The organism is Paenibacillus sp. J31P190 (genome assembly GCF_059692075.1).
In genome coordinates, this window is record NZ_JCAUAS010000017.1 from 46,795 (window position 1) to 72,913 (window position 26,119).

Annotated in this window: 20 protein-coding genes; 6 read left to right on the forward strand and 14 right to left on the reverse strand. The window is 46.4% G+C overall.

Annotated features, from left to right (window positions below; genetic code table 11):
• Nucleotides 1–33: 33 nt before the first annotated feature.
• Complete coding sequence (locus tag AC58U0_RS25250) at nt 34–939, reverse strand: LysR family transcriptional regulator (protein WP_497381669.1); 906 nt, start codon at nt 937–939, stop codon at nt 34–36.
• 126 nt (nt 940–1,065) lie between these two features.
• Between AC58U0_RS25250 and AC58U0_RS25255 the strand changes: the two genes are divergently transcribed.
• Nucleotides 1,066–1,806: an SDR family NAD(P)-dependent oxidoreductase gene (locus AC58U0_RS25255; protein ID WP_497381670.1), complete on the forward strand. Its 741-nt coding sequence runs from the start codon at nt 1,066–1,068 to the stop codon at nt 1,804–1,806.
• Between the two features lie 72 nt (nt 1,807–1,878).
• On the opposite strand, the gene AC58U0_RS25260 is transcribed toward AC58U0_RS25255, so the two are convergent.
• From AC58U0_RS25260 to AC58U0_RS25270, 3 genes are all read right to left on the reverse strand, one after another.
• Complete coding sequence (locus AC58U0_RS25260; protein WP_057307085.1) at nt 1,879–2,331, reverse strand: cupin domain-containing protein; 453 nt, start codon at nt 2,329–2,331, stop codon at nt 1,879–1,881.
• 111 nt (nt 2,332–2,442) lie between these two features.
• The gene (locus AC58U0_RS25265; protein WP_497381671.1) at nt 2,443–3,894 is read right to left on the reverse strand and encodes an MDR family MFS transporter; all 1,452 of its coding nucleotides are present in this window, start codon (nt 3,892–3,894) and stop codon (nt 2,443–2,445) included.
• 51 nt (nt 3,895–3,945) lie between these two features.
• Nucleotides 3,946–4,401, reverse strand: a complete 456-nt coding sequence (locus AC58U0_RS25270) for a CBS domain-containing protein (RefSeq protein WP_497381762.1) — start codon at nt 4,399–4,401, stop codon at nt 3,946–3,948.
• Between the two features lie 197 nt (nt 4,402–4,598).
• Between AC58U0_RS25270 and AC58U0_RS25275 the strand changes: the two genes are divergently transcribed.
• The 3 genes from AC58U0_RS25275 (at nt 4,599) to AC58U0_RS25285 (ending at nt 5,713) form a co-directional block, all read left to right on the forward strand.
• Complete coding sequence (locus AC58U0_RS25275; protein ID WP_497381672.1) at nt 4,599–5,021, forward strand: MarR family winged helix-turn-helix transcriptional regulator; 423 nt, start codon at nt 4,599–4,601, stop codon at nt 5,019–5,021.
• A 191-nt stretch (nt 5,022–5,212) separates the two neighbouring features.
• Nucleotides 5,213–5,413, forward strand: a complete 201-nt coding sequence (locus AC58U0_RS25280) for a cold-shock protein (protein ID WP_028553508.1) — start codon at nt 5,213–5,215, stop codon at nt 5,411–5,413.
• A gap of 69 nt (nt 5,414–5,482) precedes the next feature.
• Nucleotides 5,483–5,713, forward strand: a complete 231-nt coding sequence (locus AC58U0_RS25285; RefSeq protein WP_497381673.1) for a cold-shock protein — start codon at nt 5,483–5,485, stop codon at nt 5,711–5,713.
• A gap of 149 nt (nt 5,714–5,862) precedes the next feature.
• Here AC58U0_RS25285 and AC58U0_RS25290 read toward each other — a convergent pair whose 3' ends face one another.
• A complete protein-coding gene (locus AC58U0_RS25290) occupies nt 5,863–6,573 on the reverse strand; it encodes a YebC/PmpR family DNA-binding transcriptional regulator (RefSeq protein WP_047687725.1) in 711 nt (236 codons plus the stop codon).
• Between the two features lie 69 nt (nt 6,574–6,642).
• On the opposite strand from AC58U0_RS25290, the gene AC58U0_RS25295 reads away from it, so the two are divergent.
• Nucleotides 6,643–6,870, forward strand: a complete 228-nt coding sequence (locus tag AC58U0_RS25295; RefSeq protein WP_497381674.1) for a hypothetical protein — start codon at nt 6,643–6,645, stop codon at nt 6,868–6,870.
• A 75-nt stretch (nt 6,871–6,945) separates the two neighbouring features.
• On the opposite strand, the gene AC58U0_RS25300 is transcribed toward AC58U0_RS25295, so the two are convergent.
• The 4 genes from AC58U0_RS25300 to AC58U0_RS25315 form a co-directional block, all read right to left on the reverse strand.
• Nucleotides 6,946–14,118 carry a fibronectin type III domain-containing protein gene (locus AC58U0_RS25300; protein ID WP_497381763.1) on the reverse strand — a complete coding sequence of 2,391 codons (7,173 nt, stop codon included), beginning with the start codon at nt 14,116–14,118 and terminating at the stop codon, nt 6,946–6,948.
• Nucleotides 14,119–14,229: 111 nt separating this feature from the next.
• On the reverse strand, nt 14,230–15,150 hold the full coding sequence (locus AC58U0_RS25305) for an ABC transporter permease (protein WP_497381675.1): 921 nt from the start codon (nt 15,148–15,150) through the stop codon (nt 14,230–14,232).
• 80 nt (nt 15,151–15,230) lie between these two features.
• The gene (locus AC58U0_RS25310) at nt 15,231–16,784 is read right to left on the reverse strand and encodes an ABC transporter substrate-binding protein (protein ID WP_497381676.1); all 1,554 of its coding nucleotides are present in this window, start codon (nt 16,782–16,784) and stop codon (nt 15,231–15,233) included.
• Nucleotides 16,785–16,841: 57 nt separating this feature from the next.
• On the reverse strand, nt 16,842–17,732 hold the full coding sequence (locus AC58U0_RS25315) for a carbohydrate ABC transporter permease (RefSeq protein WP_497381677.1): 891 nt from the start codon (nt 17,730–17,732) through the stop codon (nt 16,842–16,844).
• 238 nt (nt 17,733–17,970) lie between these two features.
• On the opposite strand from AC58U0_RS25315, the gene AC58U0_RS25320 reads away from it, so the two are divergent.
• A complete protein-coding gene (locus AC58U0_RS25320; RefSeq protein WP_497381678.1) occupies nt 17,971–20,214 on the forward strand; it encodes an AraC family transcriptional regulator in 2,244 nt (747 codons plus the stop codon).
• Nucleotides 20,215–20,273: 59 nt separating this feature from the next.
• Here AC58U0_RS25320 and AC58U0_RS25325 read toward each other — a convergent pair whose 3' ends face one another.
• From AC58U0_RS25325 to AC58U0_RS25345, 5 genes are all read right to left on the reverse strand, one after another.
• Nucleotides 20,274–21,314 carry an alpha/beta hydrolase family protein gene (locus AC58U0_RS25325; protein ID WP_497381679.1) on the reverse strand — a complete coding sequence of 347 codons (1,041 nt, stop codon included), beginning with the start codon at nt 21,312–21,314 and terminating at the stop codon, nt 20,274–20,276.
• A 38-nt stretch (nt 21,315–21,352) separates the two neighbouring features.
• Nucleotides 21,353–22,312 carry an alpha/beta fold hydrolase gene (locus AC58U0_RS25330; RefSeq protein ID WP_497381680.1) on the reverse strand — a complete coding sequence of 320 codons (960 nt, stop codon included), beginning with the start codon at nt 22,310–22,312 and terminating at the stop codon, nt 21,353–21,355.
• Between the two features lie 273 nt (nt 22,313–22,585).
• Nucleotides 22,586–23,458 (reverse strand): NAD-dependent epimerase/dehydratase family protein, encoded by an 873-nt coding sequence (locus AC58U0_RS25335; protein WP_497381681.1) that lies wholly within the window; start codon nt 23,456–23,458, stop codon nt 22,586–22,588.
• Nucleotides 23,459–23,965: 507 nt separating this feature from the next.
• Nucleotides 23,966–24,838, reverse strand: a complete 873-nt coding sequence (locus tag AC58U0_RS25340; RefSeq protein WP_497381682.1) for a sugar phosphate isomerase/epimerase family protein — start codon at nt 24,836–24,838, stop codon at nt 23,966–23,968.
• Between the two features lie 44 nt (nt 24,839–24,882).
• Nucleotides 24,883–26,118 (reverse strand): alpha-L-fucosidase, encoded by a 1,236-nt coding sequence (locus tag AC58U0_RS25345; RefSeq protein ID WP_497381683.1) that lies wholly within the window; start codon nt 26,116–26,118, stop codon nt 24,883–24,885.
• Between the last annotated feature and the right edge of the window lies 1 nt (nt 26,119).

Sequence of the window (26,119 nt, forward strand, 5' to 3'; positions counted from 1 at the left end):
AGCAAAAAAGACCCACAGCAACGGGCTGAGGGTCTAAGTTTTGAGTCCATTGGGGAATTGTTCAAGTAGTTCTTGCTTGAGAAATTGGTAAAGCTTTGAGCTTGCCTGTTTCATCGGATATTCCGAAGGTTTGGAGAGAATGCCGAAAGTCATGTCTATAAGACTGCCGCTCATAGGCCGTATCGTCGTTCCTGTAGGAACTGGTTTCAAAACAATTTCTGGCACAAGAGCAATACCTAATCCGCTTTCTACATAATATTTCAAAGCTGTCATACTGCCAATCTCCATAGTGTCTATTGGATTGTTCCCTGATTCCTGCAATACCATCTCAAGTTTTCTGCGGTACGGACAGGTTGCTGACGTGATAAGCAGACGATGTCCCCGAATATCATCCGGCGCTATGACCGCTTTTTGGGCAAGCGGATGGTTCTCCTGCATCAAGACCGCAAACTTTTCCTTAAATAAAGGTTCAAAATAGAACTCGGTACCCAGGTCCGGTGCCGAACAAAGAGCCAAGTCAATATCCCCATTGAGAAGCCGCTCGCTTAATGTTGGCGTGTTTGCAAACTCCACAGAGATACGGATTTTCGGAAATTGTGATAAAAACCTCTCTAAGATACCAGGTAATCGATAACTGGCAGTTGGCTCCGTCACCCCTAAACGGATATTCCCCGTTTCGCCTAATCGCAAATCCGACAAATTCGTTTGTAATTGATCTATATTCTTTACAATTTGCAAACTCTGTTCATAAAACAGTCTTCCGGCTTCAGTTAACCGGATTTTTTTTCCTCGTTCGATAAGCTGAACACCCAAGTCGGATTCAAGCTTTTGAATTTGCATCGTAACGGTCGATTGCACATAATTCATTTCATCAGCTGCGCGGATAAAACTACTGTGCTTTACAATCATTTGAAACGTTTTTAATGTTTTAAGATCCATCGAAATACCTCTAGCTCCAAGTTCAATTTTTTTGAACATATCCATCAATTAATTCAATTATACAAATTTAACTTGGCCATATACAATCATTAATATCATAGTGCAACAAAAGGAGATGGACTAATTATGGATTTAAAAGACAAAGTGGCACTTGTTACTGGCGGTGGTACAGGAATCGGAAGGGCTACTAGCCTTGCACTTGCCGAGCGGGGGGCAACTGTCGCGGTGAACTATTCGCGCTCTAAAGCTGATGCGGAAGAAACAGCACAAATCATCAATATAAAAGGTGGCCGCGCCATAGCCATTGGGGCCGATGTTTCTCAAGACAAAGAAGTCAGGAAAATGGTAGATACATTGGTTCAACAATTTGGGACGATTGATTTGCTTGTGAATAATGCCAGCATTACACGGCATATCCCATTTGATGATCTGGAAGCGGCAACAGAAGAAGCATGGGATGAGCTTTATGATGTTAATGTCAAAGGTATGTATTTCTGCGCTAGAGCTGTTGCCCCATTCATGAAAATGAATAAACAAGGAGCGATTGTCAATCTCGGCAGTATAGCGGGACAAACAGGATTAGGCTCCTCTCTTCCATACGCTGTATCTAAAGCGGCAGTTCACGGTCTTACGAAATCGTTAGCACGCGCCTTAGCTCCAAATATTAAAGTCAACTGCGTTGCACCGGGAGCCGTCGCGACAAGATGGTGGACTGGAAGAGAAGAACAAATGAACAGGTTAGCTCCTAATCTTCTGCTGCAGCGCATTTCCACACCTGAAGATATTGCTAAATTTATCTGTGCAGCCTTGGAACAAGAAGCAATGACAGGTCAAATCATTACAGTTGATAGTGGGCAAACGTTATAATCAAGATTTTGTATGCCATATCTCTTTCCCGGTAACAATGTGTTGATGCTTATACAGCTATAGAGCCGCAGCTTATTTCTTGATTAACTTAAAGTCATCATAATGAAACCCCGGCGCTACAACACAGGAGACAAAAACAGGCTCGGTTCCTAGCGGTTTTGCCGTCTGCCAAACGTTGGCCGGAACTAAGGCTTGTGGACACTGTCCATTGATAACATCTGGTCCGAGAATGATCTCTTGTGTTTCCTCAGGCTTGTCTTTTGTACCTCCGAGTGTTAACAACAGTGGACTACCTGAATGCCAAAGCCAAAGTTCATCTGATAATACCGTATGCCACTCTGAAAACTCTTCTGGATGAAGTACGAAATAAATGGAAGTAGCCGCGTATCGGGAACCTGTGTACGCTTCATTAAGCACCTCTTTTGGAATTTCGAAGGAAGCTTTCCAAAGCTCCTTGTACCATCCGCCTTCACGATGAGGCTTTAAATCTAGTGCTGCAACTAATGGTGATAAGGATTTTGTAATCATATGGTTTCTCTCTCTCTCTTTCTATTTCTTTCTCTATAAAATTCCTATTATATTATACACTTATAACCGGTAGGTATGGCCAGCAAAAATGCAGAGTTATTTTCAGTTCTATGCTTCCTCCATCTTGCCCATAATCACCCCGCCTGCAGAGGGACTTTTTTTCCTGAGGAAAAATGTGAGAGGAACTGCGATGACAACAAGTACCGTGCCTATTATAAACACGTCCTGTATGCTAAGGGAGAGTGCGCGCGAAGCCGCTTGGCTATCATTAGCTCCTGATTGTCCCATATAACTAAGGGTTCTGGAAGAAAGAATGGTACTGAAAAGGCTGACAGAAAGCGCAGCGGTTCCTTGACGGATCCAGTTCATAAGTGCCGACGCTTGACCTGACGATTGCGACGGAATGGCGGACATACCGGCATTTGTTACGGGCATATTGCTCATAGCGATTCCAACGTAACGAATGGCAATCCAGGTAACGATGAAGATTGTACTAGAAGTCATGCTTAATCGGGACATAGCCCACGTAGCCACAGCCATCAGTATAACGCCGGAAAGGACCAAACGGAATGGCCCCACCTTGTTATATACTTTCCCGACCAGTGAAGAAACAAGCGCCATTGCCAGTGTTCCCGGCAGCATGACAAGACCGGTGTGGAGTGTGGATTCATGTTGAATTTTTTGCAGGTAAATCGGAATAAGAAAAGTTCCTGCATATAGAGAAATTGTAATGGTGCAATTCAAAATTAAACTGTAGGTGAATCGTGGTATTTTGAATAAGCGCAAATTAAGCAGCGGTTCGTTTGACTTAAGCGACCGCATAACAAAGTAAGCAATCATGATAATGCCCACAAGCATAAGCAACATCGTTTTCCATGATGTCCACCCCCAGCTATGACTTTGGCTAAAGGATGTAAGCAGCGAGCTCGTTCCGATGATGACTGTAAGGAATCCGACGAAGTCCAAGGATAAGCCTTTCCCCAGCCGATAATACGGAATAAATCGCTGCGTGACGATCATTGCTACGATTCCGATCGGAATGTTCATTAGGAATAGAGCTTTCCAGCCATAAAATTCCGTTAACCAGCCTCCGAGCGTTGGGCCGAATGCCGGTGCCAGCATCGCAGAAACAGTCCAAAGACTGATTGCGCTAGCTTGCTTCTCTTTCGGAATTACCTGGTAAATAATCGTCATTGTTGTGGGCATAATAATGCCGCTAAAGAGTCCTTGAAGAATTCGAAAAGCGATAAGCGATTCCATATTCCATGCGAAAATGCAAAGTAAGGAAGTTAATGTAAATCCACCTAACGCGTAGACATACAACCGTTTGTAGCTTAATTTATCCCCGATGAATCCAATAACAGGAGCAATAACTCCTGTTGCCAGCATAAATCCGGACATCATCCATTGAACGGTATTCAGCGGAGCATTAAAATCGTCCATGAAAACGGGCAAAGCTACATTAATGCTAGTCGTGCTCAAGGTCGCCATGAAATTCCCAAAAAATACGGCAAAAACAATACTCCAGAATGGTTTCTGTATTGAGTCTTTACTCTCCACTTCTTTTCCTCCAACTTGCCGCTGTACGTTCTATCCTTTCCTTTGGCATCCTTATAAAATGGACTGGAAGGAATGCCGAATAACATCCCCCCTGCTGATTATTCCGACAAGAACGCCTTGGTTTAGAACTGGCAGTTTTTTAATTCGTTTTTTACCCAATATGGCAGCAATTTGCTCAATATCCTCATCCGAATCTACGGTAAATACCTTCTTTCGGGCGATTTTCATCACATTCAAAGGAAGCAATCTACGAACTCTTTCGTGGAACTCTTCATTGTCTCCCTTGATGACAGCCGTATAAAAATATGAACCGAAGACATGGTCATCGTGCTTGCCGATAAAACGCATAATATCCCCATCACTAATGTAAGCAACCACTTCATTCCGGTCATTAACAACGGGAAGCCCACTGATTCTGTGCTTAATAAATTTTTCAATCACGGCGCGTACAGAATCGCCTTCCTTTACTTTGTAGACTTGACGAACCATGATTTCATTTGCCTTAATGACGGTTCCCCTCCAGTTTAGAAATTGCCTTCTGTTCAAATAAGTTGTATGATGAAACTATATACTTGCATTATACAACTATGTGATGCGAAGTCAATCCATATTCAGTCCGTATGTTCGAAGATATTCAAAATATACCGGGTATGTTACGATAAAAGTAATGAAGTTGTATAAAGAAATGAAAGACGAGGTAACCTATGACGAAACATCCTGCCGAAACCATTGAGCTTGAATTAGCCATTCTTATGCGCCGATTTATGGCGGCAACTACCAATAAAAAAGTTGGAAATCTGGATCGTTCTGCCTACCTTTTACTTCATCAAATCTCTTCACAGGGATCTGCAGGTGTCAAAGCCTTGGCAGAGGAATTTCATCTGGACATCTCGACAATCAGCCGACAGTCGGCCGCTTTGGAACAAAAAGGCTATGTATACCGGATTCTAGATCCCCAGGATGGACGTGCCTATTCCCTACAAATCACGGAAAGCGGAGCCAAAGAACTGGCTTCAAACAAACAGGCTCGATTCGAACGAGTAGCGGAGCTATTGCAAGAATGGTCTTTGGAAGATCAGCAAATGTTCGGAGAACTTTTGAGTAAGTTTAATCGCACTTTTATTTAGACCCTTCTCTACTGACCATTTGCATCAATTAATTGCTTTGTAATCTTTAGTGTGATATGATGACTTTATAAAACGTGTTAACATAAATTCACATATTGAAAAGGTGATCATTTGTGTAATGGTACCTTTTTCAATGTGTGATTTTTTTATCTAAAAAAACATGTTAAATAAATATTTGGAGGTAATTGATTATGGAAACAGGAACAGTAAAATGGTTTAACGCAGAGAAAGGCTTTGGCTTTATCGAAGTGGAAGGCGGAAATGACGTATTCGTGCATTTCTCCGCGATTCAAGGTGATGGTTTCAAATCACTTGACGAAGGACAACGTGTTGAATTTAATGTAGCTCAAGGCAACCGCGGACCTCAAGCCGAGAATGTTGTAAAACTGTAATACACAGATACAGTAAACTGTCCTTAACAAGTGTTAAGGGCAGTTTTTTTTAATCTAAGGAGGATAACTATGTATTTTCGAAGAAAATCGTTAGAGGATCTCCCTCAGGAAAACACTAAAATCTGGGCTTGCAAGGAAGAAGATTGTAAGGGTTGGATTCGGGACAATTTTGCGTTTGAGTACGTTCCAACTTGCCACCTTTGCCTCTCTCCCATGATTAGTAGCGTGAAGATGCTACCTCTGATTGCCAACTCCAACATAGATATGAAGGCCCTTAATAAAGGCAGACTGATCTCGTAGACGGTTCCATATTGAAATATAGCTTGTATTTCATCCAGATTTTTTATTCTAGGTCTCGTTAACTTCGGTAGAATAACAAAAAGGCTGGTTCCTGTTGCGAACAGGAACCAGCTTTTTGCGTTGTATTATGAGATCAACTTACTTGTTGGTTATTCCACGTTGTGATAAACCTGCTGCACATCCTCTAAATCTTCCAAAGCATCAATCAATTTGTCGAATTGGGCTTGTCCTTCTTCTGATAAGGTGACGTTGTTTTGCGCTAACATCGTCAGTTCAGCAATGGCAAACTCCGTGATTCCGGCCTTTTTGAATGATTCTTGAACAGCATGGAACTGCTCCGGATCAGCGTAAACCATAACGATGTCATCTTCTTCAGCAATGTCACGAACGTCTACATCCGCTTCCAGCAAAATTTCCATGATGTCATCGATGCTCTTGCCTTCAATACCGATGACAGCAGTGGCATCGAACATGTAAGCGACTGAGCCGTTTACACCCATATTGCCGCCATTTTTACTAAATGCTGCACGTACGCTTGAAGCTGTACGGTTTACGTTATTCGTCAGTGCGTCCACTATGACCATCGCACCGTTTGGTCCGAAGCCCTCGTAACGAAGCTCCTCATAAATTTCATCCGAGCTGCCTTTTGCTTTATCAATGGCACGATCAATAATTGCTTTCGGCACATTATAAGTTTTTGCCCGTTCGAGCACAACTTTCAGAGCACGATTCGCTTCAGGATCCGGTTCACCCTTCCGTGCTGCTACATAAATTTCAAGGCCGAACTTAGCGTAAATTCGACTTGTATTTGCATCTTTAGAAGCTTTCTTCTCTTTAATGTTATTCCACTTACGGCCCACGATTGATCCCACTTTCTATTTTTATTTCATTAATATAATAACCGATTTTCATTCTAAATGGAAAAAAAGTTGCATCATAATTCCCGTACTAACATTTTTCATTGCAGTTTTGGCGCCTATTTGTTCGGTGGCGCCTGGATAAGCGCGATTTCCGCGCTTACACAGCACGGACGCGCGGGACAGACTGCTGAGAAGCCGATTTTCGGCTTCTCAGGCTCTACAGACGAGCTTCGGTTCGCAAAGTTCTCGCTGAAAGCGCGGTTTCCGCGCCTATTTGTTCCTCTCGCAGAACCGTAAGGAAAGGGCTATTCCCGACCGATTCCGTTCGGATTCGGAGGATAGCCCTCGAAGATGGTTCAGTTATAGACTTACTTACTGCTGAAAAACAACCGTCGGATTGGAAGAGATATCGTTCACGCTTTCCTTGTGTGCCCCCCCGTAGGAGATCCCAAACGTATAAGAGCCGGGCAGCAGCTCTTTGCTGACCTCGCCGCCGCTCGTGCTTCCGATCATCCGCCAACTGCCTGCATAATAAGAGGCCGCACCTCCGTCAAGCGGATTCCCTTGACTGTCCTTCAGCTGCACCTTGACGTTCACCGTCTGGAAGCTGATGACGGCGTTCGTCGACGTATCTTGCACCTTCTCCTTGTATGTGCCTTCGTATGTCATCGCAAAGGTGTAGGAGCCGGGCAGCAGCTCTTTGCTGACCTCATCGCCAATCGTGCTTCCGATCGTGCGCCAACTGCCTGCATAATAGGAGTCCGCACCTCCATTAAGTGGATTCCCTTGACTGTCCTTCAGCTGCACCTTGACGTTAACCGTCTGAAAGCCAACGACGGCGTTCGTCGAAGTATCCTGCACCTTCTCCTTGTAAGTGCCTTCATATGTCATTGCAAATGTGTAGGACCCGGGCAGCAGCTCTTTGCTGACCACGCCGCCGCTCGTGCTGCCGATTGTCCGCCAGCTGCCTGCATAATAAGAAGCTGCACCTCCGTCAAGCGGATTCCCTTGACTGTCCTTCAGCTGAAGCTTGACGTTGACGGTCTGGAAGCCGACGACGGAGTCGGTACCGGTATTTTGCACCTTCTCGCTGCGTGTCCCTTCATACGTCAGCGCAAAGGTATAAGACTTGTTCGGCAGTGATTTGCTTACCGATCCGGAAGCGTCGGTGATGCCGAAATCTTTCCAGCTACCGTCATAGTACGTCACATTTCCGCCGCTAAGCGGATTTCCGTTGCTGTCCTTGAGCTGCACCTTGACAGCGGTCGTTGCGAGCATAAAGCCAAACTGCTGAGGAAGCTCGATATTTCCCGCTAGGTCTGTAGCCTTGTAGAGCAGGCTGTAGTTGCCTTTTTTGTCAAACGTTACGGGCGCCGTATACAGCTGCCAGGAAGTCCCGTTGTCCAGGCTGAGCTCGGTTTTGGCCACACCTGATAAGCTGTCGCTGCCGACTAAGGTGACCATGACCGGATTCACATATGTGCCGTTCGGGCCGTCCGGTTGCGCAGGAGATACGCTCGCGCTCGTAACCGGAGCTGTACGATCAATATTGCTTACTGTATAGCTTGTAATGTTAGACACTTTGCCTTCGGCAGACGTTCCTCTCGCAAACACCGTATTATTGCCGGAAAGAACAGTAGGTGCTGTGTAAGCAGTCCATGAACCGGTTTGGCCGATCTTAAATTCTTTTACCGCTGCATCTACAGGGTACTGGATTGTCACATTGACATCCGTGTTGGTCGGCGCTGTCTTGTCGGCTGTAAAGGTGGCATCCGCCGGAGCCACAGCATTCTTGTAAAGCATGACATAATCGAGCAGAATTTTGCTCGTAAAACGTGGTGTACTAAAGCGGAAGGCATCGATAGACGCTGCCGTCGTATTGTTGTTATAGAACGGTATGCCGTTGATACGATAAGTACCGTTCGTTTTATCCAAGGTGCCCGGAGTATCCACAGTACCAGTGTAACTTTTAAAAACATCTGCCTGCATGATAATGTCATACGTCTTCGCAGCCATATCCAGATCAAAGCGAAGCGTGATCCACTGATCGCGCGGAAGCCCAAGGCCTGCGGCTTTCGGAATTTTGACGGTCGTATTGGTGCCGCCGATCATCTTCCAGTAGCCGAATGTGCCGTCAGAGAAGCCATTGAACCGCACGACATCGATTCCGGCATTGCGCAGCTTCAAATCGAAATTCGCGATATCGCTATTCACCTTGTTGAACATGAATCTAGTTTCGAACGATAGCTTGCCGCCAAGGGCAGCATTTGCTCTCAACGAAACTGGACTTTCCGTATAATCGCTGTCCGATAAAGCGTAATTGTCTAGCAACTGTAGTGCTTTACCCACGCCATCCGGCGATGGTACGACTGAAACGGACGTTCCGCTGTTCGTACTCACCGTCCAGTTGTTGCCATTCGATATGTTTCCTGTCGTCCAATCGTCAAAAGAATCATAGTATGCTCCGCTGCTGCCTGCCGTAGGGAGCGTAACCGTCTTACTCGGGCCGTCGACCGTTTCGTTACCCTGTGCATCGACCGCTTGAACCCGGAACGTATAGGTGCCTCCTGGCTGTAGAGCCGTCAAGTCATACGCGTACGTACTGCCGCTCACTGTTGCCGCTTTCACGAAGGACGGTTGTGCTCCGTCCTTTCGATAAATCGAATACGATGCTACCATGCCTGAGTTGTCGGCAGCCTGATCCCATGTAAGCCTAGCCGCATTCGGGAACAGATAAACCGGTTGAATCGAGGCTGCTCCGCCCCATGCTGGAGCCATTGTATCAACCAAAGTTGTCTTGTACAACGTCACATAATCTAGCAAGAATTTGCTTGTATTACGGAACGAACTGAAGCGGAAGGAATCGATCGCCGTTGCTGTCGTATTGTTGTTATAAAACGGAATCCCGCTAACCTGATAAATGCCGGTTTTCTTATCCAGCTTGCCGGGAACCGCCACCGTTCCGTTGTAGCTTTTGAAGGCTTCCGCCTGCATCGCAATGTCATACGTCTTCGCAGCCGTATCCAGATCGAAGCGGAGCGTGATCCACTGATCGCGTGGAAGCGTAAAGCCGGTTGCACCCGGAATTTTGACGGTCGTATTGGTGCCGCCGATCACATTCCAGTAGCCGATTGTGCCGTCCGAGAAGCCGTTGAACCGCACGACATCCGTCCCGGAACCGCGCAGTTTGAGCTCGAAATTGCCGATGTCACTGCTCACCTTATTAAACATAAATTTGGTTTCGAATGTGACCTTACCGCTAATCGCCGCATTATTTCTTATAACAATCGGGCTTTCCGTATAGTCACTATCCGATGTAGCGTAACTATCTATTAACTGGAGCGAGTTGCCAATCGAAGCCGGCGAAGGCACGATCGAAACCGACGTTCCGCTGTTCGTAGTCACCGTCCAGTTGCCGCCGGAACTCATTTCCCCCGTCGATCTGTCGTCAAATGATTCATAATAGTCGCCGCTGCCGCCTGCCGCAGGCAGCGTCACCGTCTTGCTCGGACCATCCGCTGATTCGTTGCCCAGCGCATCCGTGGCCTGAACCCTGAACGTATACGCGCTTCCCGGCTGCAGACCCGTTACATCATAGCCGTATACACTTCCGCTCACCGTACCCACCTTCACGAAGGACGATTGTACGCCATCCTTCTGATAGATCGAGTACGTCGTTACGGTACCCGAATTGTCCGTCGCCTGATCCCACACAAATCTTGCTGAATTCGGGAACAGATGCTCCGGCCGCAGTGAGGCCGCCTCCCCCCATGTAGGGGCTGAAGTGTCTTGGGTCAATACATTCAAGGCATCACTTACTAGCGACCGATTATTGCTCGTATCCACTGCCACAATCGTGATGGCAAATGTATTTCCAACCGTTAGACCCGTGATCGTCGCTGTCACAGTATCGCTCGGAACGACGGTTTTCAATACACTATTTGCATACACAGCGTATTCCTTTACTCCAGCATTGTCCGTCGAAGCACTCCAACCGATGGTAACCGTCGTATCCGTCTGCGAAGTAAGATGCACTCCGCTCGGCGTTGTCGGACGCTCCTCATCGCTTTTCCGCTCGATAAGGCCGATCCAGTCCAAATTCATCGGCCCCTTATCGTTCCACATCGTAATGTCGATCGGTCCTGGCGCCAGCTGCTGCCCCAGCTTGACCCGAAGCCCTCTCCAATACTCTGGCGCCGTCCCATAATCGTAGGTCTTAGGGGCCTGAAAGGATGTCGCTTTGTCTCCGATCATAACACTTCTGCTCGTGAGTTCTCCAGGATTCATGCCCCAACCGGCTACATACTTCATCACCAGATCGTAGGTACCCGCTTTCGGTACGTTAAAGCTCCACGCAACCTTCTGTCCCTGCTGATCCCAGGTGCCCAAGCCCTTCTTACCGGACAAGAACGGCCGTGACGCATACACGCTGATTCCGGGATCCGCATCCGTATAGGACTCCGCTTCAATCCAATCAAAGGATAGTTGGTTCCTCATCGCATCCGGGTCCGTCAATGAATCCGCATCCGCAAAATTGCTGCCTCCGACCTTGCTCAGTTTTACGGTGCCAAGGTCCCCCCGGATGATAATGTTCGCATTCGCTTCGAGGTAAAGATCTTTCGGATGACCGTGCTTTTCAAAAATAAAACCTGGAGGCGCTTCCACGACGTGGTACAAGCCTGCTGCATTCCCTAGTTTCCCCCAAGCGACGGGAATCCCTTCCATATCGCTGTACACCTGCAGCGTCGTCGAGCCTTGAACCCCGTCGAAATCGGTCTGCAAGGTTACGGGAGCCATCGCATGCGGCATTAGCGCATTGCCGAGCTTAAACGCATGCTGTCCTTTCTCGACATGAAGGGTAAGCGAGTTGCCCGCTGTGCTCCACTGTACGCCCCGCAATCCCATTGCTTCCGAGACCAATCCGCCGCTCGGGATGTCCCTGCCGCTGTCTGCATCACGCAAGCGTGCGATTCCAGGCACATTTACATCTACCTGTGTATCTGACGGGCTCGACACGGATAGTTGGTCGCCGCCGTAAACAACCGTCGCAGGCTGACTGCTCTGGATAAGGGTGACGCCGTCTTTCACAAGCTTCGTGCCATCTACGAGAAGCACGGTACTTCCTTTCACTGCCACAGCGGTTCCGTTGAATCGAATGCCGCCTGCGTCCACTTCTCCGCCCGAGGTCGTTCGCACGTAGACGACTGAACCATCTTCGAATGAAAGTTTCGTATAAGTTCCGTGATTCTCAGAGACCACGTTCTGAGGCTGCGTTCCCTGCTTAAAGGCTTCCATTGTAGAAACAAAAGTGGTCGCGTTCGTTTTCGGCGTAATGAAAGCCGCATGCAGCTGCTTTTTGTTTGCATAAACCGAGTCTTTATCCGGTTTCCTTTCCACTCCGGCCGCGTCCAAATATTGATCCTCAAACGTCGTTCTAAGCCCCTGAGGCGCCTGAAAACGGACTTTCATGCCGGCTTCATTCTTCCAAATCGTCGCGCCTGCCTGATCGGCGTCGAGATCCATTTGATTATCGGCATGGAGGCGCCATTCGAATTCCGAGCCCTGCGGATTAGCCGACTGCAGCTGATCAATGACGACAAACATATCGGGTCTGACATAAACGATACTCCGATTCGCCTTATTCAGCTTACCCGCATAGGCGCCGGCGGCATCGCCGCTCGTTGCATCAAAATCCGGATGCGTAACGAAACTCATGATCTTGCCGTCCGCATCGATATTATCGATCGGCTGCCCTTGCTTCCCGTCAACCGTAATTGCGTTAGCGGCAAACGTCTGTTTCGTATAGTTTGTATTGTGAACGCTGCCGTAGTAGTCATAAAAACCACTCTCGACAGCAAGCGATTCGCCGAAGGCGTTGACAATGAGACCATTCTGATCCGCAAGGCTATGGTTGTAGGTGCCGAATGGGCTCGATTTGAAATAGAGCGACACGCTGTCGGGATCGTATAATTTGGAGTGCATCGTCACAAGACCAATGTCCTGAAACCACTTGGAGTCCGGTAAATCAACCGGGGGTCTCGCTTCCAGATTGTCGTCCCCATAAAAGTAGTTGCTCAATTCCCCGTTCAAGCCCGTTCCAATGGCTCCAGCCGCCCATTTCATTCGGGGGTCGCTGTACATTTGCGCGAGACGGTTATATACCGTCACACTGGGAGAGCCTGGCGCGTATTCGCTATCGTCTCCAAAAATCCCTTTCGGGCTGCCTTTCGGGAACGCATAGAGCGGATATAAACCTTCGTTACGCGAATAGGCTTTGTCATAGAGATTGAAACCGCTTGCACTCAAGAGGACGTCTATGAACTGTTTCGAAAGCGTAGACGACCATTGCCAATAACCGGTCCCCTGCGACCAACCTCCATCCTCCCCGCCCCACGGAGGCAAAATATTGATGTAAGCGGGAACGACTTGCCGAAACCATGATTCAGCTTCCGGTGTATCGTTCAGCAGCGCCGTAGCGATGATGCCGACAAATCCGAACGCCGTCCACCCGTGTGAGTCATACGGTTTACTCTGAATCGGGTATTTGACTACGATTTCATTCACCAGAGTTTGGGTGCGCGCTTTCACCATATTCAGTACCGTCTGTTTCTCCGATGGTGAAAGCAAGTCGTTCAACCAGTCGTAAGCCATAGCGGAATCTAACGCGATGAGCCTATGTACCTGATCATGAATGAAGTAGCTCGTTGTTCCATCCGGATTCCAGCTGGAGAGGTCGAGCAGCCGGGCTTTCGCATACTGTCCAATTTCTGGGGAACCCGTCAGAAAGTAAATGAATGCGGCATTAAACATCTTATTGACAGCCGCTTCCGAATACGTACGGAGGACACGTTGTGCGGCTACAAATTCAGGCGCATTATGATTATAGGTAGCCGGATAGGGAAAGCTCGGTTCGATCAAGTCGCACCGATGCGGTTCCTGGATAGTCGGCGTGCATAAATTGGCATTCACCGACTGACTTATCCTTTGAAACATATCTTTTCCGACCGTAAATCGCAGATTTCGAAAATCGGCAAGTGTCGATGCATTCGCCCAAATGCGCGGATGCGTGGGGCTGATATTGCCCAATAACTGATCGATGGAAGGAACCACAAACGGAACATTCTGCTCCTCAATCCGGAACTTTCGAATGTCGCTCCATTCCGACCAGCCTGAGGCCGGTTTGTGAAATCGGACGCGCCAATACCAGGTACCGACGTCAAATACATGATTAAAATTGTAGAAATTCGACGTTAGTGTTTCTTGTTCATATACAACACCAGCTACTGTAGAACTGCGGCTAATCTGCAAATCGTAATTATCGGCCCCGCTAACGGCAGGCCATCTAAAGTCGGGCGGATTTTGCATCGTAACAAGAGAATCCACCGGTCCGAATGGCATATTAGTCCCCGATAATACAGACGCCGGCCATCCCTCAGCCGCTTCCGCAACGGGAAGACGGACAAACGGCAAAGCGTTGAAACAACTAAACAGCATGACAAATACCATAATAAGTGCGAGTTGACGATTTGAATTCCGTAACACCATCTTCAATAATCAGCTCCTTTTTCAATTTGCATATCCTTGCATCCAGTCCTGCCAATCCAAATTAACTCCTTTCGAAATGTCGAACATCCCCCCTTTCATCGCAACCTTCTCTTAGAATAAGGCGCTTTCTTTTTTCATTCTTTTTACGGATTCATTCGTGATCAGAATAATGAGGAAGCAAAGGACGGACTGGTATAAGCCGACTGCCGCCGCCATACCGAATTCCTGTAAATCGAGAAGCGCTCGAAACGAAAAGGTGTCGATAATATCCGTTTTATCGTATAACAGTCCGTTATTTCCGATCAGCTGGTAGAACAAGCCGAAGTCGCCTCTCGCAATTTGGCTGACTTTAAGCAGCACCAGAATGATCATCGTCGGAATGATGGACGGGATGGTAATATGGATGATCCGTTGAAGTATGTTCGCTCCGTCGATTTTGGCCGCTTCATACATTTCCGTATCAATCCCGGCGATACTCGCAAGATAGATGACAGTACCATATCCCACCGACTTCCATGCGCTAAAAAAGATCAAAATATAAGGCCACAAATCCGGATTATTATAGAAGTTTACCGGTATGAAGCCGAACGACTTCAAGAACGTATTCACTGCACCGAACTCATAATTGAGAAAATTATAGACAATCGCTCCGGCTACGACCCATGAAATGAAATAAGGCAGAAAGATAACCGACTGCAAAAATTTCTTGACGTATTTGCCTGCCAGCTCGAATAAAACAATGGCGATACTCATTTCCAGCACGTTGTTCACAATCATGAACAGGAAGTTATAAACGATCGTATTTTTCGTAACCAGGAACGCTTTGCCAGAATGAAGGAAGAACTCGAAATTAGCTAGACCGACCCATGGGCTGCCAAAGATACCATCCTTGTAAGAATAGGATTTAAAGGCAACCACCATTCCCGCCATCGGGAAATAACAGAAAATAAGAAAAAATAAAAAAGCCGGTAATATCATCAGATACAGCGTGCGATTTTTCCGCAAATCTCCTAATAAACCTTTCGTATGCATACGAATCTCCTCCTGATAACCAAAAAAAGAGAGTGACTGTTGCATGATCACCGCAGCCTCTCTCGTCCTTTCTTAATTCGTTACTTATTATTCTTTACAAATTCGTCCAGCTGCTTCTGTGCCTCGGCGATCACTTTATCCAGACCCGCTTCTTTATTTTTGGTGTTGAGCGTCTTGACGGCTTCCACCGGATCATTAATGACACCAAGCGTAATTGGATTGCGGTATTGATCCTTGACGTTTTTGATCGCTGCCAATTCATTCTTCACATTCGTCGTATCGAGCACAAAGTTAAGCAGCGGATTCGTAATCGCTGTTTTCGTCCAAGCAGCTTTAATGGCTTCAACCTCTTTCGGTTGATCGGCAAGCGGCTTAATTAGCCCTTGTGTTCGCCAGCCCCAAGGTGAACCAGAATCAATCTTGTAGCCGGAATCGGTTCCGCCCAACGCCTGTATTTTTTTATCCGCCGTCAACTCGTAATGCTTGCCCTTGATACCGTAAGTCGTAAGGTTAAAATAATCCTCATTGTTCCGGAATAAATCGAGCAGCATCAAAGCTCTCTCCGGGTTTTTGGCATTGGCGTTGATTGACATCCCATTACCGATATACGAATTCACATAGGTCGCCTTGCCGTTATAAAGATCAAATAGCTCGACTTTCCATTCCGGATGTTTCTGATTCGCTCCCGTTACACCGAGACTCATATCCTGAATGTTTCCTGCCATCGAGGCACTTTTGCCGGCAAGGAACGAATCTTTGACTGGCGTTTTATTGAGCAGAGCGTTCTGGGACCAGTAGCCTTTCTTGTTCCAATCGGCCATTTTCTTCGCAAATTCCAAGTATTGCGGGGTTTGTGCAATGTCAATCAGCTTCCCGGACTTATCTTTTAAGTCAACTGAAACGAGAGAATTACCAATAATGAGCTTTGGTGTAAATTCGGTGCCGACCATGAAGTCATACATCGTATAAGCATTTATACCTTCATCGAAAGGCACCATGTTCGGTTCGTTTTTGGATATTACTTCCAAATATTTTTCGAAATCATTGATCGTTTTCAGTTCTGGGATGTTGTACTTCGCTCGCAAATCCCCTCTGACGCCGACAACCGCCATAGAGAAATCTTTGGTTGAGGCAGGTACCATATATATTTTATTCTGCACCTTCGCCTGCTCCCAGGCTTCTTTCGGCATTTCCTTCATCGTCTGCGGTGCATATTTATTTAACATATCTGGCGTAAGCTCAAGGAAAGCCCCTTTAATCGCTTGCTCGCCATACTTGATCCAGTTCGCTGAGAAAACCAAATCGAAATCTTCACCTGTTGCGAAAAGCAGCGGATACTTCTGCAGGTAATCTCCCCAAGACAGGAAAATAGGCTCTACGCTTGCGTTAATATCACGTTTCAGCATCTTATTGACTTCATCGTAGACAAGCCCGATGTCCTTGGGCTGATCCCCGATCAGGTACATTTTCAGCTTCACTTCTTTGGAAATATCCGGTTTGTTGGTTGCGGTTCCGCTACTCGCACTTGCTGTTGGTTTGGGCGATCCCGTTCCTTGGCCCGAGTTTGTCGAGCAGCCTGCCATAAGCATAACTGCCGCCAAGCTGACAGCCATCAGCGTCTTTACATGTTTCATTGATAAAACCTCCCCTGTACTTGTTCACTCATCTATGATCAACGGCTGAAGCCGGAGTCATCCTTTAACGGAGCCTATCGTGATACCTTGAATAAAATACTTTTGAACAAAAGGATAAAGCAGAACGATCGGCCCCGTCGCGATTACCGTCATGGCGAGCTTGAAGGATTCCTTCGGCGTATCCATGACGACTGAACCCTGCGAAGCAACCGAGGAGTTGGCGAAGGCGATACTGCTCAAGATTTTATAGAGAAAATATTGCAGCGGATACAGATTCTCTTTGTTGATGAACAAGGTGGCATGATACCAATCATTCCAGTAATTGAGGGAAATGAACAGACCCATCGTAGCCAGAGCCGGCTTGGTCAGCGGCAGTATCATGGAAAGAAAGATGCGGAAATCGCCGGCACCGTCCATCTTGGCCGATTCGCTAATCGCATCAGGGATCGTGGAGCTAATAAAGCTTCTCATAATAATGATATAAAACACGTTTAATAAAGGAGGCACAATCAAGGCCAGGAGCGAATCCTTCCACCCTAAATACTTGACGATCAAAATGTACCAAGGCACAAGTCCACCGGAAAATAAAGTAGTAAAGAAGAAATAGAAAGAAAATACATTTCGGTTCTTAAAATCTTTTCGCTGCAAAACATAAGCCGTCATCGCCGTTATGAACAGTCCGATTAGCGTACCCACGATCGTGACCAATATCGTAATTTGGTAAGCGGAAACGATCTGCCTCGGATTTTTAAAAATAAATTCGTAGGCGTCTAATGAAAGTAAACTCGGAATGAGGCTGTATCCGTTTTTAATAATATAGGACTCCTCCGTCACTGAGCCTACTACAATCATCAAGAATGGAATCAAGCACATGATTGCGAACAGCGTTATGAAGAAATAGCCGATAATTTGGAACACGTATTTCTCTAAAGTATGCTTACTCTCCATGGAGCCCTCCATCACTTCGCTTTGTTTAGGACAACCGGTTTCCTAATTTCATAGTAGACTACGATCAAGTTCCCCGTATACTTCACAAACCAGCGAAAAGTCTCCATTTTTTTGTGAATGCAACTAAACGAATTTGTTCAGCTTTACACTTTTTGTACGTACACTTACCTGTTTACAAATTATTCATTATAATAATGAATGCAACGATCCCGAATAACGAAGGAGCACGGACAATACGATGAAACTCACAGAGGCTCGCACATCCAATAAGCTATACGCCAACATCTTCCTTTCGCTCATCGTTTGCATCATCCTCACTATCGTGACCTTGTCCTCTACACTCTACGCGAGCTTCGAGAAGATCGCCTTATCAAACATCTTTGCATCAGAAAAGAGCAGCTTGTCCCAGACGAGCTATAGTGCCAAATCGATGATCGATAATTCGACCAGCTACGCGTTGCAAATTTACGCCGATCCGCTTTTCGATAAGCTCTTGCACTATACGTCCCCAGGCAGTGTGGAGACAAACGCCGCTTTAATTCGCTTGAATGCTTATTTGAATATGAACTATTTTATCCATTCCATCTACATCTACAGCAAAAGCTCCAAAACGTTTTATTCTGCCACCTTGTCCTCTGTCAACACGATTCAGAGCTTCGACGATTTCTACGATTCGGACGCGCGCAAGCTGATCGAGCATTTCAGCAATTACAAACGATTGGCGCCTATTCCCCGGGCAATACCCGTTCAAACTCCGTTTCAGGAAGTCAGAACGGCCAATGTGTATACGTTCGTCTTCTATGATCTGCAAGGCCAATCCAAGGATCTCGACAATATGATTATGCTTAACGTGCCCGAACGTTGGATGAAGGAAGCCATTACAAGCCTTGATATGAACAAAAATGGGTCAACATTCATCATCGACAGCAAGGGAACGCTGGTGACCAGCACCGATTCGATGCCTTTCCTGGCGGATCTGAAGGATAAGCCCTATGTGCAAAAAGCATTGGCTGCTTCCTCCAATCAGGCATCCGATTATTTTGTCGATGATGTGGAGGGTGTGAAATCGTTAGTCGTATACTCCAAACATGAGGTTACCAACTGGCTTTTCATCCGGGTACTTCCTTATAACACCATTATGGGGAAAGTCGAAACGATTAAGAAAACCGTTTTACTGATCTGCTTCGTCATTTTGTTACTCGGGCTCAGCATTTCCTTCTTCTTATCGAAAACTCTTTATAAGCCGATAGAGAAGGTCACATCCAAATTACATGTACTGATGAAAGAAAAACGCAATAATCACGATAAATTGAAGCAAAATTTCTTACGCCAGCTTGTTCATAACAGCGGGTTTAAGAAACCGCTTGATATAGAAACCAAGCTCGAAGAATTCGATATTGCGATGGATCCAACCAGTGACTATGTGATCGTTCTTTTCGTAATCGACCGTTTTGATTCGTTTTCCAAGCAGTATCACTTTGAAGACCGCGTGCTGCTCAAATACGGCTTGATGAACATTGCTTCCGAACTGTTCGCTAAAGCCGGCAGCTGCGAATGTATTGATATGGATGAGAAGACCATTGCGGTTCTACTAAATGGCAGCTTCCAGAATGAACAAACATGGATGGACACGGTAAAAAATGTGCAAGACTCCGCTGAGCAGTTCCTAGGTATCTCACTGTCCGCCTCCATCAGCAGAGCCGGCGACAGCCTGGTTGAAGTGTCCGACTTATACTCGGAGGCTCTGCAGCAGTTGAAATACAAATTCACAGACGGTTACCGCTGCATTTTGCATAGCCGTCAGCATCGTCCGCAAGCGCTCACTCCGTTCATCCATCCTGTTGTGCTTGAGAACAACATGTTGGAGACGCTTAAACTTGGCAAAGCCGAAGAGTCTAAGAAATGGTTCGGTGAAATCATACAAGCCGTCGAACCTCCCTCCTATATCGTTTACAACATGTTATTTAATCAGTTGGCCTTCTCACTCAGTACAATAGCGCTCCAAATGGATAAGAACTCTGGCCTACCTCTGGATTACGATTTCAGTTCCTTTATCCATCACATGCATAAGCTGGAGACGCTTCAAGACGTACACGATCATTTCTGCGAGTTGATCGATCAGCTATGCTTGGGCTTCAAAGACAAGAAAAGCTCAAAACATGATAACCTGATCGCATCCATTGATACAATCATTCATCAAAACTACTCCGACCGGGAATTGTCCTTATTTAAAATCGCGGAGCTCCTCGACTTATCCCCCGCCTATCTGGGACGTATTTTCAAAAAACTCGCCAACCAGTCGGTTCCCGACTTTTTGAACGAATACCGTATCGAACGAGCCAAGGAGCTTCTCGTTTCCACGCATGCTCCAATTGAGGAAATCTCGCAGAAGACCGGCTATAACAACAGTACCTATTTCTATAAAGTGTTTAAAAAATATACTGGGATTACGCCAGCCGAATATCGAAATAACGGAAATTAACACCAAAAAGGCTTACGCATGAAAGATACAAGCGTAAGCCTTTTTGATGGTTACATCTATTATTCGTCTTCCTTCTTCAACCATTGATCCAGGAACCGGTAGGCCAGCAGCCGTATCTCCTCCGGAAAATCATGTCCGCCAGTTCCCATGTAGGACTGAAAGCGGTCTTCCTTACCTAACCAACGGTAAAGCCTCGAGAGTTCTAACATCCCTTCCCCAACCGATTTCCAATGAGGAAAAATATGATCGTCCTGTCCCGCGTAGCTGAGAAAAGGCATTGGGGCGCATAAGGCTACAATTTCATGAAATTCAAACGGGATCCTGTCCTGCTGTAAATCCGCCGAAACTTTCGGGATATGCGTGTATGGATAGGACCGGTAGCCCCAATGTTCGGGATGCGGATCGCCCGCAAAGGGACTGAACCCGCAGCTTGAAACAACTGCCTTAATTCGATCATCCATGCCAGCCAGAAAATAAGCGTTATAAGCGCCAAACGAATGTCCGATCGCCCCGATGGCAAGCGGGTTAACATAATCCAATGAACATAAAACATCAATGCCCTGTATGTGATCTGTTATATTCTTGGCTACTGTCGACCACTCAGGATACTGTTCATAAAAAGGCTCACTTTCAAATGCCGCTCTGCCCGGATAAATCCGTTCACCCGCAGTCAGTGCATCAGGGACCAGCACCACATAACCGCGCTCAACCAGTTCAACGGCATACATACGATTAATCCCGCCAGTAGAAAGAGCAATAAAGTCTTTCCCTTGCTCATTTGTCGAATGGAGTGCAATAACAGCAGGGTAACCTGTTTTTCTTGGACGATTGAATACATTTTCATCTGGAATAAGGATGTAAGCGGTAATTCTATCCCCATAAACGGTATCATATTCTACATGAAGCCGGATATGACTTGAGTGCTTGGTCTGGGAATTGACTTGCACTCGGACAGGCACCCTTGCAGGCAGTTCGCCAATGTAATCAAGCCAGGTCCGGCGAATGTCAGACAGCTTCTCTGTCCATTGTTCATAACTCTCAATCCCCTGCAAAAGCGGCGGAATGCCCATTTGGTTAATTTGGGATAATACATAGGCCAAAGTTGGTTCCCTTCTTTCTTGAAAAATGGACTAACACGTTAAAGCTCCAACATAAACTTGAGTATTTTATCATTGAGTCCAGGCAGGCCCTCATGACCAAAGTCAGGGTAAATTTCGAGTCTCTTATGGGCAGATATCTTGTTATAAGCGGCAAACTGAGTCGAGGGTGGACAAATGCTGTCCATTAAGCCAACACCCATCAACACTTCTCCTTTGATTCGTGCTGCTAAATGCTGAATATCAATATAACCCAGCCTAGTAAAGATCTCTCCCTCCTGCATATGTTGAGGATCAAAATAACGAAAAAAAGTTCTAAGCTCCTGATAAGCGTCCTTAGCTTGATCCATTTCCCATACCCGCTTGTAGTCACTTAAAAAAGGATAGACAGGCGCAAGCTTCTTAATTCGCGGTTCTAGCGCTGCACAGGCTAATGTAATTCCTCCACCTTGAGAAATACCAGTGACCCCAACTCGATCTTCATCGACTTCGGACATGTCCATCACGATTCCCGCCAGCTGTGCCGCATCCAAAAAAATATGTCTAAACAACAAATTATTGGGCGTATCACTTAACCCACGAATGATGTGACCGCTTTGCGTTGTCCCTTTTATTCCGCCTGTATCCTCCGATGATCCGCCTTGTCCACGACAGTCCATCGCAATTACGGAAAACCCAAGTGAAGCATAAATTAGTTTATCGTGCCAATCCGCCGCATTTCCTGAATAACCATGAAACTGAATGATTGCCTTATGCGGCTCTGCGATATGTTTCGGACGGACATATTTCGCATGAATTCTCGCCCCCCGTACACCTGTAAAATATAAATCGAAACAGTCCGCAAACGGTACCTGGAAATTACTTTCAACCAGCTCAACATTCGCGTTGACCGATTTCATTTCGTCGAGCGCGCTACTCCAGTACTCATCAAAATCTACGGGCTTCGGATTGCGCCCTGCATATTGCTTTAACTGCTCTAACGGCATATCCAAGATCGGCATGTTCTTCATTTCTCCTTTAAAATAGAATCCAACACTGGACGACCGGTTCCTAATCTCATAGTAGTCTATGCCTCAATCCCCCATATACTTAACAATCTATAGAAAGAACTGAAGTTTTTAACATAAATGACTATACTAATTTGTGCATCTGTACACTTTTTGCACTTCTGGTACAGGAGATTCACAATCGTGATTATCCACAGTTAATTAGAAAACGGAGCCCGCAAACCCTGCGCGACTCCGTTTTTTTGATTGAAACTCCATCTGTCTATATTACATTGCCGGGATTTCAGAAGGCACCTTCAAGTGTGTTACATCGATCCCTTTTTCATCGCGCGCTTTTAAGTCTTTTAAAAACTCAAGGAAGCCATAACGAGGTTTCCAACCAATTGCCTTTTCAGCTTCAGAAAGGTCATGTTGTTCCACTTGCTCAGGCAATTCGATCTCGTATTTATTAAGCAAATGAATGGCGCCAGGAACCTGTGTTTCACACCACTCTGGACCATATTTTCTAAAGTCTTGGATTACTTCTATCGGCATGCCATGATTCGTATGAACAATTGTACGAAAGAGCCCCACTCTCTTCTCCAAAACTGCCTTGACAGAAGCAACTGTAGCTTCAGCAACATCCCTTCTATCCACACCATTACGAAGCAAACGTTCCCCGAACTCTAAATAAGGGCGAGGTATGAACTCATGGTAACGAAGCATGGCTATCGATGCACCGGTCATTTCATGATAAGTCTTACACAGATCTTCCCCAATAACTTTACTAACGCCATAGACTGACCACCAACCATATGCCATTGAAGAAGCATATACAATAGATTGAATCCCCGCTTGCCTGCTGGCTTCCAGAACATGGAATGTTCCATCCACATTTACAGCAAAAATCGTTTCATCGCTTACTGGTGGATTATGCGCACAATGCCATGCTGCTAAATGAACAACAGCATCCATTCCATTTACAGCTGTACGTACATCACCAGGGGATCTCGTGTCACACCTAACGAATTCAATTTCTCTCAAATCGTCAGCACTTGGAGGCATAACGTCTGCCATCCTAACCGAAAAACCTGCTTGAATTAATGCTCTACAGACAGCTTGACCACCATTGCCGGCAGCACCTGTAACAAGTACTTTCATGATTTCACACCACCTAACTTCAGTTCCATCCTTTAGCGATAATCGGTTTCTTTTTATTATTCAAAACCCTACTTAATAAACTCAATTTCTTTTTTCGTTTGAGAGCGAGTTTAACACCTTCAATTAGTAGTATTGATCTCAATTCGTCGCGACGATTGAGCGTGTGTAACCTCTTTATGAACTGCTTGTCCATATTGACCATCCTCTCAAGTGTCAGTAAATGAGTAGCAGGACTTCTTATTCTGTTATATATACATTATAAGCTTGCATTGGATAAAATGTTTGTCACATTATAGATGAGTACTGCGCTTATTTTGTCGACAAATGGATATATCCACGAACCCATTCACTTATTTGAAGAGACACTTCATTTACCCCCGTTTTAGAAGTATCGACGGTCGGCATTGGTGGTGTGTATGCTTTGTCAGCATTTCAAGAAAAAGGCCGCCAATCCATACTGGACGGCTGCCTTCTCCTAGTTGAAATGCTTGATCAGAAGTCTTTCACTTAAATTTCATTCCACAATTTTCTTAAGTTATTCATGCCTATCCGTGAACCGATTTCGCAGTCTTCCATCCCTTCGAATTCTACGGTTACATAGCCGTCATAGCCCGTATTTTTGATCAGCTTTATGATTTCTCTGATCTCGATGTCCCCATGGCCGACGATTGCGCCCCTTAAATAATTTCCATTTGTAGTCCGGAACCAATTGCCTTCCCCCGGGTCTTGATAGTACGGTCTGAAGTAAAAGTCTTTAAAATGGATTAAGGAAGCGTAAGGCAGATTTTTGCGTACGCCGACAAGCGGGGCTTCGTCCACACACATAAAATTACCTACATCCAAAGTCGTTTTAAAATTGGGGCGGTTCACTTCGGCTAGCACACGCTGCACCCGGTCGCTCGCCTGCACAGAGAAACCGTGATTTTCAATCGTTGTCGTTATGCCGTAGTTTGCCGCATAATCGGCAATAATTCGGCTTCCACGAACGATGAGCGGTAAGCTATTTTCAAAGTATTCGATTGTCATTTTCTCCGGAGGCAGTGTAAAGGCAGTAACATCATGGCGCATATGCCTCATGCCCAATCGATGCACAAGATCAACGTGCTGCTTGACGCGGTCCATCTCCGCTTCGAACTCTTCCTCCGTCTCCTGCACGAAGTTAGCGGGAATGGAATAATTCGATAAATCGATATCGACCGATCTCGCCTTATCTCTGAGCGCGTCCGCCAGCTCCAGATTATCCACAAGCGTATAGCCATACGGAACAAGTTCCAGATGCTCGCCGCCGTTGTCTTTCACCCACTGAACAACATCCAGAATGGTCATTATTCCCGACTTCAAGGCCGGCAATAAACTATAAGAACTAAGCCCGATTTTCATCTTCATACCTCCAAGTATTCATCGATTAACGTTCGAACTTCGAATCAGCTTACCGAGTAAGCGGCAAATTTGCGTACAATCGGTATCGCTGCGCACTCGGTAAACCGGACTCTCAGTTCGCTTGTCTTTACCGCTCTAAATTTGTCGATTTTTTTGTGTCCGATGGCGCTTCCTTTTACAAGCTCCACCCACTCGCCCTTACACTTCGCTTCAAGCACATATTCCCGTACACGTTCGCCGTGAGCGATGTCTTCCATCAAAATAACATGATCGACGGATTCCTCGGCCTCCAAATGAAGCGTAACTTCTGTGCCTCCTCCTGTTGTGACGCCAAGCGGAGTATCAAACCGGCGACGGATTTCATCGCCCAGTTCGATAACACGCTGCACGTCCACTTCCGGCAGTAAACCGCGGTCATCAGGGGCAACGTTTAACAGCAGTGTCGCGCCATGCCCCACAGAGCGGTAGTAAAGATCCATCAAGTGTTCCAAGCTGTGCAGGCTGCTCTCGTCTTTAGGATGCCAAAACCAATGGCGTTTGCGGATCGGCACATCGCACTCCGCAGGCACCCATGAGGTAGTTCCTTCCATCCAAGTAAGCATGTCGCTCGTGAACATACTCTCTCGCGCGCTCTCCGCCGTATTCCAGCATGGGTATGGGGCAACGCCGTCTTCGTTTCCAACCCAACGAATCGTCGGCTGCCCCATGTTGAACACCATCGCATCCGGTTGGTACTGTGTGACAAGTCCGATAATTCTCTGCCAGTCGTACTCCCGGCCCTGAGAGCCTGCCCCATCAAACCATACCTCGACAAGCGGACCGTATTGTGTCAACAGCTCAGTCAATTGTTCCGCATAGAAATCGTCGTATGCCGCTTTGTCCGAATAGCACGGCTCATGACGGTCCCAAGGCGACAAGTACAAACCGAACTGCAAGCCTTCCTCCCGGCAGGCATCGGACACTTCGCGAACAACGTCCCCTTGTCCCTCTTTCCATGGGCTCGACTTGACCGAATAATCGGTCGTCTTCGTTGGCCATAAGCAGAACCCGTCATGGTGCTTGGCAGTCAAAACAAAATATTTAAACCCGGCCAGCTTTGCTGTCCTCACCCACTGGCGCGCGTCCAGCTGCGTTGGATTGAACTTAAGCGGTGAGTCTGTTCCCTCTCCCCATTCCTGATCGCAAAACGTGTTCATGCCAAAATGACAAAACATGCCCAGCTCCAAATCCTGCCAGGCCATCTGCTGCAAGGTCGGTTTCGCTAAAACGTCAGTATCCATA